Origin of the sequence: Limnobacter sp. 130 (genome assembly GCF_902506325.1) — a bacterium.
Taxonomy (GTDB): Bacteria; Pseudomonadota; Gammaproteobacteria; order Burkholderiales; family Burkholderiaceae_B; genus Limnobacter.
On sequence record NZ_LR732330.1, the window covers coordinates 354,111 to 369,154 of the forward strand.

Genomic DNA, 15,044 nt, shown 5'->3' on the forward strand with positions numbered 1-15,044 from the left:
GCTCTATCTGGGTTCACTTACAACAGCCCTGCATCGGCCTTCTGGACCGCTTTGCAGAACATTTCAATTTTCTCGATACTCTTTACGCCACGCGTTGACTCAATCCCGCTGGACACATCGACACCGTAAGGCCTCAAGCCTTGAATGGCTTGTTCAACGTTGCTTGCATCCAACCCCCCGGATAATACCAAAGCCTGCTTCAGTTCATCCGCTTTGGGCAGCAAAGACCAGTCAAAAGTATGCCCTGTTCCACCATACGCCTCGCTCCACGAATCGACAAGGAGCGCCTGCGCAGAATGAAACCGGCTGCTCTCCAGCCTCAAATCCACTCCCGCTTTCATTCGAATCGCTTTAAGATAGGGTCGCTGAAAGCTGCCGCAAAATTCCGGGCTTTCATCACCGTGAAACTGCAACAGCACGTTGGGAATTTCAGCAATCACAGAATTCACGAAATCAGCCTGCGGATTCACAAACAAGGCAACTGGCGTTTGCCAGGCACCCAAACAACGGGCAAGCTGGCCTGCCTGCTGCACCTCGACATGGCGTGGAGAGGGCGGATAAAACACAAACCCCACCGCATCAGCCCCAGCCCGAGTGGCCGCACGCACTGTGTCTTCGGTTTGAAAGCCGCACAATTTGATTCGGGTTCTCATGCAAACAATTCCTGTATTCCGTATTGCGCAGGGTATTCAATATTCCACAAGCTTAAACCTTGCGCGGGGTAAGTTTTAGCAGCAAGGCTTCTATTTTTGGATTCAAGAACCTCTTGCAGCCAACCCTCAGCTTGCCGGTGCAAACCCACTTCCATCAGGCTGCCCATCAAATTTCTAACCATGTGGTGCAAAAATGCATTGCCGTGAATTTCAAAATAACTGTGATCACTGGCTTCAATCAGATTTAGGGCGTGCAAAGTGCGCACCGGGCTGGCTGCCTGGCATTGGGAAGCCCTGAAAGCGCTGAAATCATGGGTACCCAACAAACAGGCACTGGCATTTCGCATGGCTTGCAAATCAAGGGGGTAATGCACCCAGGTCATGAAGCGCTTGAACGGATCGCGAACAGGAGCGCTGTAAAAATAATAGCGATAGGTGCGGGACACTGCACTGAAACGTGCATGAAAACTGGAATCAATCTGCTTGGCGCCTTGAACCGAAATGGATGGCGGCAAGCTGTTATTGACGCCTTTTACCCAAGCGGTCAGTGGTCGGTCGGCCACGGTATCAAAATGCACCACCTGCTGACGGGCATGCACACCCGTGTCGGTTCGGCCTGCACAGGTTAATGCAACTGGTTCTTGGGCAATGGCCTGTATGGCTTTGGTCAAGTAGTCTTGAACGGTACGGCCATGCGGTTGGGTTTGCCAACCTTCAAACTCATGACCGTCATAGCTCAGGCCCAAGGCCACTCTGTTCATTTAGTTCAACGTGGCCAAAAGCGCCTTGGCCTTGCGAACCTGATCAGCATCGCCCTTTTTCACGATTTCGTTCAACAACTCTTTGGCACCGTCTGCGTCACCAATTTCAACATAAGCGCCCGCCAAGTCCAACTTGGTGGCCACTTCCTGCCAGGTGGCATCGTCCACTTTGGGGTCTGGAACATCCACATCCAGATCAACCAGCGATTTATCAGCTGCCTCTTCAGGCACATCGTCAAGCGCAGCTGCGGTTGCGGAATCCGTGTTATCAGGGTCTCCCGGATCGTCCACCAAATCGTCAAAGGCTGCATCAATTTCACGCACACCCTCTTCCTGCGGCGTGGGTTGCTTGCGCAATTCGTCGAGTTCTTCCTGCGCAGCCAAAGTGCCCTTCTCGATTTCATCCAAATCGTCCAGAATCGAACCCGATTTGGCTTGAACCACATCTTCTTCCGGGAAATCCAGCGTGACTTCGCTGTCCAGCGATTCTTTGTGTTGCTGCGCCTCATCTGACGCTTCGTTCAACTCAGGAATATCTGCAGCAGCAGACTCAGCTGTCACCTCGCTGGAAGCAGCACGCAGTTGTGTTGTTTCCTCTGTGTCAGCTTGCTTGAGTCGGTCATTGAGCACTTCATCCAGATCAAAGTCAGAATTCTCAGCCTGATTCAAACTGTTTTCACGTTCAGCCGCAATTCCTGCGCTGGCGGCCGCAATCGCTTCGTCAAACTCATTCACTTCGCTGAAAGAGGATTCATCCTCAGTATCCAGCTCCTCTTCCTGATTCTCGGCTTTGTTCTTGCGGGCACGGGCAATCAGCAGCAAAACAAGCAGTACCGCCAAACCACCTGCACCTGCCAAAATCCAGGGCAGCCAGTCAAAAGGCGTGTCTTCTACCGGGGGCTGCGCTACAGGCGCCTGCACGCCTTCCGTGGGCTCCGGGACCTGATCAGCAACAGGTGTGTCGTCAGTTGCCTCGGTGCCACCATCTCCCAGTGTTTCCGAAGGCACATCGACAGCAGCGGGTTCAGCGGCATCAAGCTGCCCGGCCTCATTCGCTGTTTCAGCTGGCACGGTGGGTTCAGCGCCCAAATCTTTCTGCATGTCGAGCAAACGTTGCAAGTCGCTTACGTTTTTCTCGAGCAGGGCAATTCGCTCGTTGGCCTCAGCAAGCGCTTTGTTTTTCGCCAACAACTCCTCAGCGTTGGTATCGGCGCTGCCTGCACCTTGAGCTGCACCGGGAGCAATCTGCAAACGATCCGCAGGAGCGGCTGCGCTGGCCTTGGGTGCCTGGTCTTGTGGAGTAATACTGCCTTGGCTACTTGTTGAGGCGGCTGCCGCCACCTGATTGTCAACAGTTAACAAGCCAATTTGACGGGCGTAGGCCGAGTAAACATTTCGGTCATCGTTTTGGGCCAAAACCAGCAATGCCTCGTTGGCATTGCGGGATCGCAGGGCTGCACGGTTGGGCACCTGAATTTGTGCGCCTTCACGAATCAGGTGCACACTGTCATTGATAAATGAATCTTTGTTGGCCTCGTAAATTGCTGCCATGGCCTGATTCAGCGACACTCCGTCGCCCACAAGCTGCAAAGCAAGCCCGGACAAGGTGTCACCGCGCTGAACATTCAAGGTGCCTTCCGGCGCTGCCGGCGGCGTCACGGCCGGGGCCGGGGCTGGTGCAGAAACAGCGGGGGACTTGGGTGGCGCCGCCACTGGCGGAGGCGTCATGGGTGGGCGAATTTCAGGAAGACTCGTTGCGGGTTCAGCAGCCTGAGCCACGCCAACAGGCACGGTCAAAGTGTATTCACGGGCAACGCGACCGCCCGCCCAGGTCAATTCAACCAAGGTGTCGATAAACCCTGCCGGCAAGGGCTGGGCAGACGTAATCTTCACCGTGGCCGTACCGGGCTTTGGACCATCCTTCACGGCAAACTGAAGGTTCTTCAGGTTTGGATCCATCGTCAGGCGAGCCGCCTTGAATGCGTCGGCAGAAGCAAGCTTGGCCTGCAAGGAAGCGCGTTCCTCTGGCAACACCAAATCAACCTGGATTTCCGCCAAGAAAGGCTCACCAGCACCCGACAAAACCTCGAGCTTACCGAGCTGTGCCGCTTGCGCGAAGGAACTTGCCAACAAACCTGATGCAAAAACAAAGGGCAGAATCTTCTTTTTGGTATGCCTCACCCGTTTACTCCATGAATGTTCAAGCCACCTTCGGCAGCTTATTGTGATCAATATTGGTGCTGCTTAGCGTTCGATCAAAATGCGCAACATACGACGCAATGGCTCGGCCGCACCCCACAACAACTGATCGCCCACCGTGAATGCGCTCAAATAACTACCACCCATGGCCATTTTTCTCAAACGCCCCACAGGCACGTGCATGCGACCTGTTACCGCGGCTGGAGTCAAATCGCGCATGGAAGCATCGCGTTCATTGGGAATTACTTTAACCCAATCATTGGCCTTGGCAAGCATGTCATTGATCTCATTCAACGGAATGTCTTGCTTCAACTTGATCGTCAACGCCTGCGAGTGGCAACGCATGGCGCCCACACGCACGCACAGACCGTCTACAGGCACGCAACCGGGCGCGCCCATGGCAGGTTTGCCCAAAATTTTATTGGTCTCGGCGCCACCCTTCCATTCTTCTTTGGACTGGCCGTTGCCCAGGTCTTTGTCGATCCATGGAATCAGGCTTCCACCCAGTGGCACGCCAAAATTATCGCTGGGGTAGGCATCGGAATTGATGTGCTGAGCAACCTTGCGATCAATTTCCAGAATGGCAGACGCGGGGTCAGCCAAGAGGTCTTGGACCGAACCATGAATGCTGCCCATTTGCGAAATCAGTTCGCGCATGTTTTGTGCGCCAGCACCCGAAGCCGCCTGGTAAGTCATGGAAGTGACCCACTCGATCTTGTCATTCTGGAACAGGCCGCCCAAAGCCATCAGCATCAGTGACACGGTGCAGTTACCACCCACGTAATTCTTGACGCCTTTGGTCAGGCCGTCTTTAATCACGTTCATGTTCACGGGGTCAAGAATGATAATGGAGTCGTCTTTCATGCGCAGGCTGGAGGCCGCATCAATCCAGTAACCATTCCAACCCGCTTCGCGCAGCTTGGGGAACACCTCGTTGGTGTAATCACCACCCTGGCAAGTCAACACCACGTCCATTTGTTTCAGGGCGTCGATACTGTTTGCATCTTGCAAGGGGCCCGCATTGCCGGCGAAAGCCGGTGCCTTGCCACCCGCATTGGAAGTCGAGAAGAAAATCGGCTCGAAATGCGCGAAATCATTCTCTTCCTGCATGCGTTGCATGAGCACGGAACCCACCATGCCACGCCATCCGACCAAACCAACTTTCAACATAAAAAACTCCAGTACTTTTAAATTCTTGAATTGCGATTTCGCTTTAGCGCTGTTTGGCCAGCGCAGCCACAATCGCATCGCCCATGCCCACAGTGCCGGTACGCACCTTCCCATCGCGCCAGATATCGCCGGTACGCGGCCCCGTGGCCAGCACGGTTTTCACCGCATTCTCAATACGGATTGCATAGTCCTCAAGACCAAAGGTGTAACGCAGCATCATGGCCGCTGAAAGCACCGTGGCCATGGGGTTGGCCAAATCCTTGCCCGCAATGTCGGGTGCTGAGCCATGAATTGGCTCGTAAAGACCAAAGTTCGATTCGTTCAGCGAGGCCGAGGGCAACATGCCAATAGAACCGGTCAACATGGACGCTTCATCTGACAAAATATCACCGAACAGATTACCGGTCACGATCACGTCAAACTGCTTGGGGTTTTTCAGCAACTGCATGGCGGCATTGTCCACATACATGTGGCTCAGTTCGACATCGTTGTATTCCTTGCCCACTTCGGTCACGATATCGCGCCAGAACTGGGTTGTTTCCAGCACATTGGCCTTGTCGACAGAACACAGCTTGCCACCGCGCTTTTGCGCAGCCTGGAAGGCCACATGTGCAATTCTGCGAATCTCGGTTTCGGCGTAACGCATGGTGTCGAATGCCTCACGTTCGCCCTTGAATGGACCATCTTCGGCAATTCTGTTGCCACGCGGGGTGCCAAAGTAAATGTCGCCAGTCAATTCACGAACAATCAGAATATCCAGACCAGCCACCACTTCCGGGCGCAAGGTCGACGCATCGGCCAGCTCGTCGTACACCATGGCCGGGCGGAAATTGGCAAACAGGTTCAAAGCCTTGCGAATCCCCAGGATGGCCTGCTCGGGGCGCAGGTGGCGCGGCAGTGTATCCAGCGAAAAATCGCCAACGGCACCAAACAACACAGCGTCGGACGCCTTGGCCAAAGCCACAGTTTCCTCTGGTAGCGGCACACCTTTCTCGCGATAAGCCACACCTCCGATCAAGGCATGCTCGAACTCGATGTTCAAACCGTCAGTTTTCAGTGCTTCAAGCACCTTAACGGCCTGCGCTGTAATCTCTTGGCCAATGCCGTCACCGGGCATTACGGCGATTTTCAATGTCATTCTGATTCTCTGCTTGTTTTTATTTAGATAGTGTTTGCAAGCCAAGGCTGGTTTGCCAGGCGGTTTTTCTCGAACGCAACAATGTCGTCACGGTGCTGCAAAGTCAGGCCAATGTCATCGAAACCATTCACCAGGCAATGCTTGCGGAATGCATCCACGTTAAAACCATAGCTTTTGCCAGCAATACTCACGGTTTGGTGCTCAAGGCTGACTGTGATTTCAATGCCAGGCTTTGAGTCAATTGCCGTCAAAATCTCTTTCACCTCTTGTTCTTTTAAAACAATGGGTAAGAAACCATTCTTAAAGCAATTGTTGAAGAAAATATCGGCAAAACTACTGGAAATAACAGCCTTGAAACCATATTGCTGAAGTGCCCAAGGCGCATGTTCGCGCGAGGAACCACAACCAAAGTTGGGGCCAGCCACCAACACGGTGCCACCTTGAAACTCGGGTTTATTCAACTCGAAATCAGGATTCAGGGGGCGTGTGGTGCAATCCATGCCAGGCTCACCTTCGTCGAGATAACGCCAGCCATCAAACAAATGCTCCCCAAAACCTGTTCGCTTGATGCTTTTCAAAAACTGTTTGGGGATGATGGCGTCGGTGTCCACATTGGCGCGGTTCAACGCAACGGCGATACCAGTGTGGGTTACAAATTTGTCCATAATTAATCCGTGAATATTCCGGATTTACCGGAGTTCAAGCCGCGCTGGAAAAACAACATTGCCAGCGCCACTTCAGAATGCAAGTTAAAAATTACTTCTTGTTTTCATCGGCAGTGCGCTCAATGGCTTCACCACCGGCTTTGATGTCTTTGCCCATGCCTTCAATGGTGTTACAGGCAGACAATGACAAAGCTGACAAAGCGAGCAAAAGTGCGGAAACGATTTTCATATCAAACACTCCTTTGTTTTAAAAAGTTCTGGAATCAGTGAAATGGCCTGCAATCGCCGCCGCGGCCGCCATGGCCGGGCTAACAAGGTGTGTACGGCCGCCCGCACCTTGACGTCCTTCAAAGTTCCGGTTGCTGGTAGATGCACAACGTTCACCACTGCCCAGGCGGTCGGCGTTCATGGCCAAACACATGGAACAACCAGGCTCACGCCATTCAAATCCGGCATCCAGGAAAATTTTGTCCAGACCTTCTTTCTCAGCCTGCGCCTTCACCAGGCCAGAGCCTGGCACCACCATGGCCAACTTGACTGACTCGGCTTTTTTCTTGCCCTTCACCACCGCTGCGGCGTCGCGCAAATCCTCGATGCGTGAATTCGTGCAAGAACCGATAAACACGGTGTCTACATTAATTTCTTCGATTTTCTGCAAGGGTTTCAGGCCCATATATTGCAAAGCACGCTCGTAGCCTTGGCGTTTTACGGGGTCTGACACCGCTGCGGGATCGGGGACCACACCGTGCACGTCCGTGACCATCTCTGGTGAAGTGCCCCAGCTGACTTGCGGCTGAATGTCTTCTGCGCGCAGTTCAACCACCTGGTCAAAATGTGCGCCATCATCCGTATGCAAGGTTTTCCAGTAAGCGACTGCTGGGTCCCACATTTCGCCTTTCGGGCTGAACGGACGCCCTTTCACGTATTCAATGGTTTTGTCATCCACAGCCACCATGCCGGAACGCGCCCCACCCTCGATGGCCATATTGCACATGGTCATGCGACCTTCGACGGACAAGCCACGAATTGCCGAACCGGCGAATTCAATCGCGTAGCCGGTACCACCAGCCGTACCAATTTTTCCAATGATGGCCAAGATGACATCTTTGGCAGACACGCCTTTGCCCAAGGTGCCCTCAACACGCACCAGCATGTTTTTGGCCTTCTTCATCAGCAAACACTGAGTGGCCATGACATGCTCAACTTCTGAGGTACCAATGCCAAACGCCAGTGCACCGATGGCCCCGTGGGTACTGGTGTGCGAATCGCCACAAACCACGGTCATGCCAGGCAAGGTTGCGCCCTGCTCAGGTCCAATCACATGCACAATGCCTTGGCGCAGGTCTTTGATGTCAAAGTAGGTCAGGCCATGGGCTTTTGCATTTTTATCCAGGGTTTCAACCTGCAAACGCGAAGTGGGGTCGGCAATGCCCTTGGAGCGATCGGTAGTTGGTACGTTGTGATCCACCACCGCCAGGTTGGCACTGTTGCGCCACAAGTCGCGGCCAGCCAACTCCAGGCCTTCGAATGCCTGGGGACTGGTGACTTCATGCAGCAAATGGCGGTCAATGTAAATCAGTGAGGTACCGTCTTCTTCGGTACGCACCACGTGACTTTCCCAGAGTTTGTCGTAAAGAGTTTTTGCCATTTTCAAGGACCTGCTTCGGGCTGAATCATTCAGATTCGTCGATCTGAATTGACCAGCAAATTGCGTAAAAAATAACCCCTTATTATGCCACAGCCAGCCTTGGGCTTACAGCGCAGCCGACAAGGCGGCACCTCAAATCAAGGCCTTTAACGCTTCTTGGCTTGCTCATACAAGGGTTGAACTCGGGCTGAGTAAACTTCGAGATCCTGAATTCGATTCTCAGGCGAAGGATGCGTAGACAACAACTCGGGAGGTGAACCACCACCAGCCCGGCTCATCTTTTGCCAAACACTGATCGCAGCACGGGGGTTATAACCCGCACGCGCCGCTAACTCCACGCCAATTCGATCCGACTCCACCTCATGAGAACGGCCATACGGCAGAGAAATAGCCACATTCGCTGCCATACCCGCCAAGTCTGATGCGCCGCGGGACAAACCCAAACCCGCAGAGATCAAATCAAGCCCCACCGATGTGGCCAACTGCTGCGAAATTCGCTCGCGACTGTGTTCCCGCAAAGCATGGGCAATTTCATGCCCCATGATGGCCGCGATTTCATCATCAGTCAGGGCGAGTTTTTCGATCAGGGCCGAATAAAACGCAATCTTTCCACCAGCCATACACCACGCATTGAGCTGGTCTGATTCGATCACATTGACTTCCCATTTCCACTGCGGCGCATCGGTTCGAAAGGCCGCTGTCTGGGGAATCAATCGATTGGCGATTGCCCGAATTCTGGCCACCTGCTTGGCGTCCTTATTCAATTTGCCTTCTTTCTGGGCTTTGGCGATCACATCGGCGTAGCCTTTGGCAGCAGCCGCATCGACTTCTGCCGAAGAAACCAGCACAAACTGGGAGCGATCAACCCCGACCGCCCCACCTGAGGTGGTTTGAGTAGTTAAACACGCAGTCAACACACCAGTTGAAAACGCAAGGCTTAGTGCCAGGGCTGTGCGTCGCTTGAGTCCAGAAAATACCATTATTTTTCACCTGTAATTTTCAGTAAAACCGTTTCTTAAAAACGGCACACAATGCTGCAAAGTTGACATCAACTACCGACATGAGACAGTTTATCGCGACAAAAGTGCCGAAGGTGCCAGCTTGCTGGCAATCGTAAAACGCCACCCCAAAAGCAAAGCGATCAATCCGCTTAACGACGCCATCGCAAAAGCGCTGGAGGGCCCGCCCAGTTCCCAGGCAAAACGGCCCAGAAACGTACCCGCTGATCCACCAAGCCCATAGGCAATGGTGGCATACATTGCCTGGCCACGAACCACCAGTTTTACCGGCAAATTCTCGCGCAACCAGGAAATGGTGGCGGTGTGGTGCGCCGCAAATGTTAAAGCGTGCAAACCTTGGGCGGACAACATGATCCAACCGTATTCGGGAAATGCCGCGGTGAGTGCAAAACGGAATGCACAAGCTGCAAAACTGACGCAAAGCCAGGTGTTGAGAGAGAAACGTTTAAAAAATCGTGTTTGAAGGGCAAAAAACACCACCTCACACATCACGCCAAAAGCCCACAAGCCGCCAATGCTCATTTCTGAATAATTGAATTCAAGCAAATAAAGCGAAAAGAAGGCGTAAAAAACCCCGTGGGCAAAAATCATGAAGAACGCAGCCAGCCAGAACAGCGGCATTGGACCGGGCAATAAAAGGCGTTTGAATCCGCTGCCTGTGAAGGCAATTGAGCTTTCAGTTGCGGGCACGCGGGCGGAATCCGGCGCAAACTTCAGCGCAGCAACAAACCCGAGCAACAACATGGCACAGGCCCACACCGGATAAGAAGCAAAACCGAAACGATCGGCCACTGCGCCAAAAACCAATACAGCTGCCACAAAGCCCAAGGAACCATACAAACGCACCTGGCCGTACCGGCCCGTACAGCCGGCACAACGCTCCATGGCGTAGGAGTCGGACATGGGAACCAACCCCGAAATGCTCAAATTCAACAGAAGGATCAGCACGATCAGATACGAGGGCGTTTGCTGATACCAAAATGCCAGGGCTGCAAAGCAAAAGCCCGCAAAAGTACCCAGCCGAATCCAGCGAACCCTGTTACCGGTGTGATCCGCGATCCAGCCCCACGCAAAGGGCCCTACGATTCGCATCAGTTGCATCATGCCCAAGGACAGGGCAATCACATCCAGGCTGTGGCCAATGGACTTTAAGTACGGCCCCAGGAACGGCGAATACAGGCCAACAAATGCGAAATACGCTGCGTAAAAAAGCGCTAACCAGCCCAGTTGCAAATGCCTGCCCGTTTCGAGATTGACGATTTAATAGTTTGAAATACCTGGTGGAATCTGTGGCGTATCCACCTGCACATCCGCACACTGCGCACGGTGCATCAGCAAATGATCCATGATGACCAATGCCAGCATGGCTTCAGCAATCGGAGTTGCGCGAATTCCAACGCAGGGGTCATGACGACCGTAAGTTTCGACTTCGATCGGATTGCCTGATTTGTCTATCGACTTTCTCGGCAGTCGAATGCTCGATGTTGGCTTGATTGCCATTCGAACTTCAATATCTTGCCCGGTGGAAATGCCGCCCAGAACACCGCCCGCATGGTTGGAGCCAAAACCCTCGGGGGTCATTTCATCGCCATGCACCGAGCCTTTTTGTGAAATACAGGCAAAACCAGCACCAATCTCAACGCCCTTCACGGCATTGATACTCATCATGGCATGGGCAATGTCGGCATCCAGCTTGTCATACAAAGGAGAACCCAAACCCACGGGTACGCCGGTGGCTTGTACACGCAGCCCTGCACCACACGAATCGCCCGACTTTCTCAAGGCATCCATGTAAGCCTCAAGCTCGGCAATTTTTCCATTGTTTGGCGCAAAGAACGGGTTGGTGTGCACATCGTCCCAAGTGGAAAATGGAATGTCCACCTCACCAATTTGAGTCATGCAACCGCGAATCTCGATACCCAGCTTACTGGCCAACCATTTTTTTGCGATGGCACCCGCAGCCACCATGGGCGCGGTCATGCGGGCAGAGGAGCGACCGCCTCCGCGAAAATCGCGAATGCCGTATTTGTGCCAGTAGGTGTAATCAGCATGGCCTGGGCGAAAGGTGTCCATGATGTTGCCGTAGTCTTTGCTGCGTTGGTCCTGATTGCGAATCAGCAAGCCAATTGGTGCGCCCGTGGTAAGGCCTTCAAACACACCGGACAAAATTTCGACTTGGTCAGCTTCCTGGCGTTGCGTCACATGGCGGGAAGTCCCCGGCTTGCGCCGATCCAGGTCGGCCTGCAGATCTGCTTCGGTCAGTGGCAAACCGGGTGGGCAGCCGTCAACCACGCAACCAATGGCAGGCCCATGGCTTTCTCCAAAATTACTGACCACAAAAAGGCGACCCAAGCTGCTTCCAGACATGCGCGTTTACTCGAATAGGCAAAACGTTATTTTATCGGATTATCCCGCACCTGAACGGCGCGGGCGTTGAGCTTGCTCAATTGCAACCAAGTTGCTACTGAATCAAAGTGCTGTCAAATGCATTCGACAGCTGATGACCAAGGGTGTGACCACTCAAAAACGCGTCTTCAACACGCGCACCATTGAGCCAGTCACCGCAAGCACCCAACATGGATTCCTCGCTGAAATAACAGGGCATGCCCACCGGATTGCTGGGTAATGAATACAGCCAACGGTGTGCAGTCAAGGTCAAGGGTCCTTCAATCAATTGACCTGTCACATTGCAAAACACATCCAGCAGCATTTTGCCCACCTCATCGGCTGCATAATCTTGATGCAATCGGGACCAGTCTGCGGTGGCCTGCAACATCCAGCGATCACCCACCGCCCTGCCCGGTTTGGATGAATCGCGACAAATCCAGCCCAAAGGACTGTCAACCACAAAAGCCCCATCGAAATCGACTTTGACCGCTTCGCGAGGAGTCAGCATAACCGACCACGTTACATTGGACTGAACACCGGAAGCCAGGCTTGCCAAAGGCTTGTGAATTTCATCAAACAGGGGAACAACCTGTTCTGCAGGCACCGCGCACACCACAGCATCAAAACCGGATTCAACCCGCACTGTGCCATCACCAAGGTGAATAGTCAGTTGATAGGCACCATCCATGCGGGCCATTCCAGCCACTCTGCATTGCAGGCGAATATCCAACCCGTGAGCCATAAAACGCCCCAGGCTAGCCATGCCCGGCGTGCCAACCCATCGTGTTGTGGTGCTGTTGTGTGGAGAAGAAAACCCATAACCGAGATTGACGACCGTACCGGCCCAAGGCGCAACCGCTTGCGCTTTTTGAGCCTGCTCAACCAACTGAACAAAGGCTGGGGTCGATGCCTGAAAATACTGGGTTCCGTGATCAAAACCCAAGGGGGGTTCGACATCACGGTTCAACCAGCGCGTGGGCATGCGCCCGCCCGGACCACGACTTTTTTCAAATAAAGTAACTTCGTGGCCCTGCTGAACCAATTCTCTTGCGCATGCCAAACCCGACACACCCGAACCGATAATCGCAACTCTCTTCTTCAATTTAACACCACCTGTACTGCTTGGATTTCAACTCAGTTACTGCTTTCTTCCATTGGCCAATCGCGAATATAGCCTTTCAGCATTTTGTTCTCGAACCCTTGCTCTTCGAGCACGGCCTTGGCCACATCGTGAAAAGAAATTACGCCACACAGGGTGTTTCCATCCATCACCGGCAAATAACGCTGGTGGTTCTCAAGCATCAATTTTCGAAGACTGTCCACTTCCATATCCAGCGTGGCCACTGTGGGTTCTGTGTTCATCACTTCACGAACCACGATTTCTGCCACTGGCGGTGTGGGGCCTGTGCGGTGCTCTTTTTGCCGCTTGGCCAACACGCGAATTACTTCACGGAAGGTTACGATGCCAGCCAGCACGCCTTTGTCCATGACCACCAAAGAGCCCACGTCATGATCAGCCATGGTGACAACACAATCCGATAAATTGGTTTCGGGAGTGACCGTAAAAAGCGTGTTGCCCTTCACGCGCAGGACTTCTTTAACTTGCATCACAAACCTCCTAGAATATTCTTATGGTCGTTTTATTCATCCTACCCGAAATGCCACAGCTTTCAAGTCCAAATTTCTGGGCAAATACAGGCCTGAAGCGGCAAGGGATGTAAACTACAACGATTAAAAATAAATAAATGGAGACATGGGCATGCCAAAAACCGGAAACAGATTTCAAACTTTTGCTGATTTTTACCCGTTTTACCTGGCCGAGCACAACAACCTGATCTGCCGCAGACTGCATTTTGTGGGCTCAACACTGGCACTGGTGTGTTTGTTCAAATTGATCACCACCGGCCAACCAATGTGGCTGCTGTATGGTTTGTTGACCGGATATGCATTTGCATGGGTGGGGCACTTCTTTTTCGAGAAGAACCGCCCCGCCACATTCAAATATCCGTTGTATAGCTTGATGGGTGACTGGGTCATGTACAAAGACATTCTGACCCGCAAAATTCCGTTTTAATCCTTCTTGTCAAACGGGTTCACGTTGCTTCGGAATTCAACCCGAAGCGGCGTGCCATCGAGTTTGAAACGCTCACGAATGCGGGTTTCCAGGTAACGTTTGTAATTGTCTGGAATGGCATCCAGCGCTGTGCCATGCACAATAACAATGGGTGGATTTTGGCCGCCCTGGTGCGCATAACGCAATTTCGGCCGGAAAATACCCTTGCGCGGAGGTTGCTGGTGCTCAACACACTCTTGAATCAGGCGTGTCAACTTCGGTGTAGACAGTTTTGCGAAAGCGGCTGCGTGCGCCTCGTCCACTGACTTCATCATGGCGGCGATGCCGAAAGGCTTGGTCGCCGATACATAGTGAAACTTGGCATAGTTCAAAAAGGTCAACTTGCGGCCCACTTCTGCCTTGATACGTTCTTTGCGATAGTCGTCCAGACTGTCCCACTTATTGACAGCCAGCACCAGCGAACGCCCTGCTTCTACAATAAAGCCTGCAATTGACGCATCCTGATCAGAAATATCCTGCTGCGCATCCAGCATCAGAATGACCACATTCGCGTCTTCGATCGCCTGCAGGGTTTTGATCACAGAAAACTTTTCAACCGATTCGAACACTTTGCCACGTTTGCGCAAACCAGCAGTGTCAATCAGGGTGTAGGGCTTGTCGTTGCGTTCGAAATCAATGTAAATGCTGTCTCGGGTGGTGCCGGGCAAATCGAAGGCAATCACGCGCTCTTCACCCAGCAAAGTGTTTACCATCGTCGACTTGCCCACATTGGGACGACCGGCAATTGCAACTTTGATTCGTCGCCCGCCCTCATCATCTTCTGGCAACACCGGCAATTTTTCGCAGGCAATGTCCATCAATTGACGAACGCCATCCCCGTGACTGGCAGAAATGGTTTCCGGCTCGCCCAAACCCAGCTCGAAGAAATCGGCGGCAGCCATCGAGTGCGTGTAGCCCTCGGTTTTATTGACCACCAAAATCACTTCTCGCTTGGCTTTGCGCAGCTCTGCAGCAATCACGTGGTCATGAGGGGTTACACCCTGGCGACCATCCACAAGAAACAACACCAGATCAGACTCAACAATGGCCTGCCTGCTTTGCTTGGCCATTTCAGCGTAAATGCCCTCTTTGGCGACAGGCTCAAGACCACCGGTGTCGACTACAAGGTATTCACGCGGACCAATACGCCCCAGGCCATAGTGGCGATCACGGGTTAAACCCGGCTGGTTGGCCACAAGGGCGTCTCTTGTTCGAGTCAAGCGATTGAACAATGTGGACTTACCCACGTTTGGGCGCCCAACCAGGGCAATGACAGGTTTCATGTTTTAC

General features: G+C 53.0%; 15 protein-coding genes. 1 reads left to right on the forward strand and 14 read right to left on the reverse strand.

Annotation, left to right across the window (positions count from 1 at the left end):
• Positions 1-17: 17 nt before the first annotated feature.
• From FRIGORI9N_RS10670 to FRIGORI9N_RS10730, 13 genes are all read right to left on the reverse strand, one after another.
• Positions 18-653: a phosphoribosylanthranilate isomerase gene (locus FRIGORI9N_RS10670; RefSeq protein WP_159570617.1), complete on the reverse strand. Its 636-nt coding sequence runs from the start codon at positions 651-653 to the stop codon at positions 18-20.
• Complete coding sequence (gene truA, locus FRIGORI9N_RS10675) at positions 650-1,414, reverse strand: tRNA pseudouridine(38-40) synthase TruA (protein WP_159570620.1); 765 nt, start codon at positions 1,412-1,414, stop codon at positions 650-652. The genes FRIGORI9N_RS10670 and truA overlap by 4 nt, the downstream gene beginning before the upstream one ends.
• Positions 1,415-3,544: a FimV/HubP family polar landmark protein gene (locus FRIGORI9N_RS10680; protein WP_159570623.1), complete on the reverse strand. Its 2,130-nt coding sequence runs from the start codon at positions 3,542-3,544 to the stop codon at positions 1,415-1,417.
• A gap of 114 nt (positions 3,545-3,658) precedes the next feature.
• On the reverse strand, positions 3,659-4,780 hold the full coding sequence (gene asd / locus FRIGORI9N_RS10685; protein WP_159571799.1) for an aspartate-semialdehyde dehydrogenase: 1,122 nt from the start codon (positions 4,778-4,780) through the stop codon (positions 3,659-3,661).
• A 46-nt stretch (positions 4,781-4,826) separates the two neighbouring features.
• Positions 4,827-5,921: a 3-isopropylmalate dehydrogenase gene (gene leuB / locus FRIGORI9N_RS10690; protein WP_159570626.1), complete on the reverse strand. Its 1,095-nt coding sequence runs from the start codon at positions 5,919-5,921 to the stop codon at positions 4,827-4,829.
• A 23-nt stretch (positions 5,922-5,944) separates the two neighbouring features.
• Positions 5,945-6,586: a 3-isopropylmalate dehydratase small subunit gene (gene leuD / locus FRIGORI9N_RS10695; RefSeq protein ID WP_159570629.1), complete on the reverse strand. Its 642-nt coding sequence runs from the start codon at positions 6,584-6,586 to the stop codon at positions 5,945-5,947.
• Positions 6,587-6,677: 91 nt separating this feature from the next.
• Positions 6,678-6,815 (reverse strand): entericidin A/B family lipoprotein, encoded by a 138-nt coding sequence (locus FRIGORI9N_RS10700; RefSeq protein ID WP_159570632.1) that lies wholly within the window; start codon positions 6,813-6,815, stop codon positions 6,678-6,680.
• A gap of 18 nt (positions 6,816-6,833) precedes the next feature.
• On the reverse strand, positions 6,834-8,234 hold the full coding sequence (gene leuC, locus FRIGORI9N_RS10705) for a 3-isopropylmalate dehydratase large subunit (RefSeq protein ID WP_159570635.1): 1,401 nt from the start codon (positions 8,232-8,234) through the stop codon (positions 6,834-6,836).
• A gap of 146 nt (positions 8,235-8,380) precedes the next feature.
• Positions 8,381-9,214 carry a M48 family metallopeptidase gene (locus FRIGORI9N_RS10710; RefSeq protein WP_159570638.1) on the reverse strand — a complete coding sequence of 278 codons (834 nt, stop codon included), beginning with the start codon at positions 9,212-9,214 and terminating at the stop codon, positions 8,381-8,383.
• A 90-nt stretch (positions 9,215-9,304) separates the two neighbouring features.
• Complete coding sequence (locus tag FRIGORI9N_RS10715; RefSeq protein ID WP_159570641.1) at positions 9,305-10,486, reverse strand: MFS transporter; 1,182 nt, start codon at positions 10,484-10,486, stop codon at positions 9,305-9,307.
• A 27-nt stretch (positions 10,487-10,513) separates the two neighbouring features.
• The gene (gene aroC, locus FRIGORI9N_RS10720) at positions 10,514-11,620 is read right to left on the reverse strand and encodes a chorismate synthase (protein WP_159570644.1); all 1,107 of its coding nucleotides are present in this window, start codon (positions 11,618-11,620) and stop codon (positions 10,514-10,516) included.
• 94 nt (positions 11,621-11,714) lie between these two features.
• Positions 11,715-12,743, reverse strand: a complete 1,029-nt coding sequence (locus tag FRIGORI9N_RS10725; protein WP_159570647.1) for an NAD(P)/FAD-dependent oxidoreductase — start codon at positions 12,741-12,743, stop codon at positions 11,715-11,717.
• Between the two features lie 32 nt (positions 12,744-12,775).
• Positions 12,776-13,249 (reverse strand): CBS domain-containing protein, encoded by a 474-nt coding sequence (locus FRIGORI9N_RS10730; RefSeq protein ID WP_159570650.1) that lies wholly within the window; start codon positions 13,247-13,249, stop codon positions 12,776-12,778.
• Between the two features lie 145 nt (positions 13,250-13,394).
• Between FRIGORI9N_RS10730 and FRIGORI9N_RS10735 the strand changes: the two genes are divergently transcribed.
• Positions 13,395-13,715 carry an Mpo1-like protein gene (locus FRIGORI9N_RS10735; protein ID WP_159570654.1) on the forward strand — a complete coding sequence of 107 codons (321 nt, stop codon included), beginning with the start codon at positions 13,395-13,397 and terminating at the stop codon, positions 13,713-13,715.
• On the opposite strand, the gene der is transcribed toward FRIGORI9N_RS10735, so the two are convergent.
• The gene (gene der, locus FRIGORI9N_RS10740; RefSeq protein WP_159570657.1) at positions 13,712-15,037 is read right to left on the reverse strand and encodes a ribosome biogenesis GTPase Der; all 1,326 of its coding nucleotides are present in this window, start codon (positions 15,035-15,037) and stop codon (positions 13,712-13,714) included. The genes FRIGORI9N_RS10735 and der overlap by 4 nt on opposite strands.
• Positions 15,038-15,044: the final 7 nt, after the last annotated feature.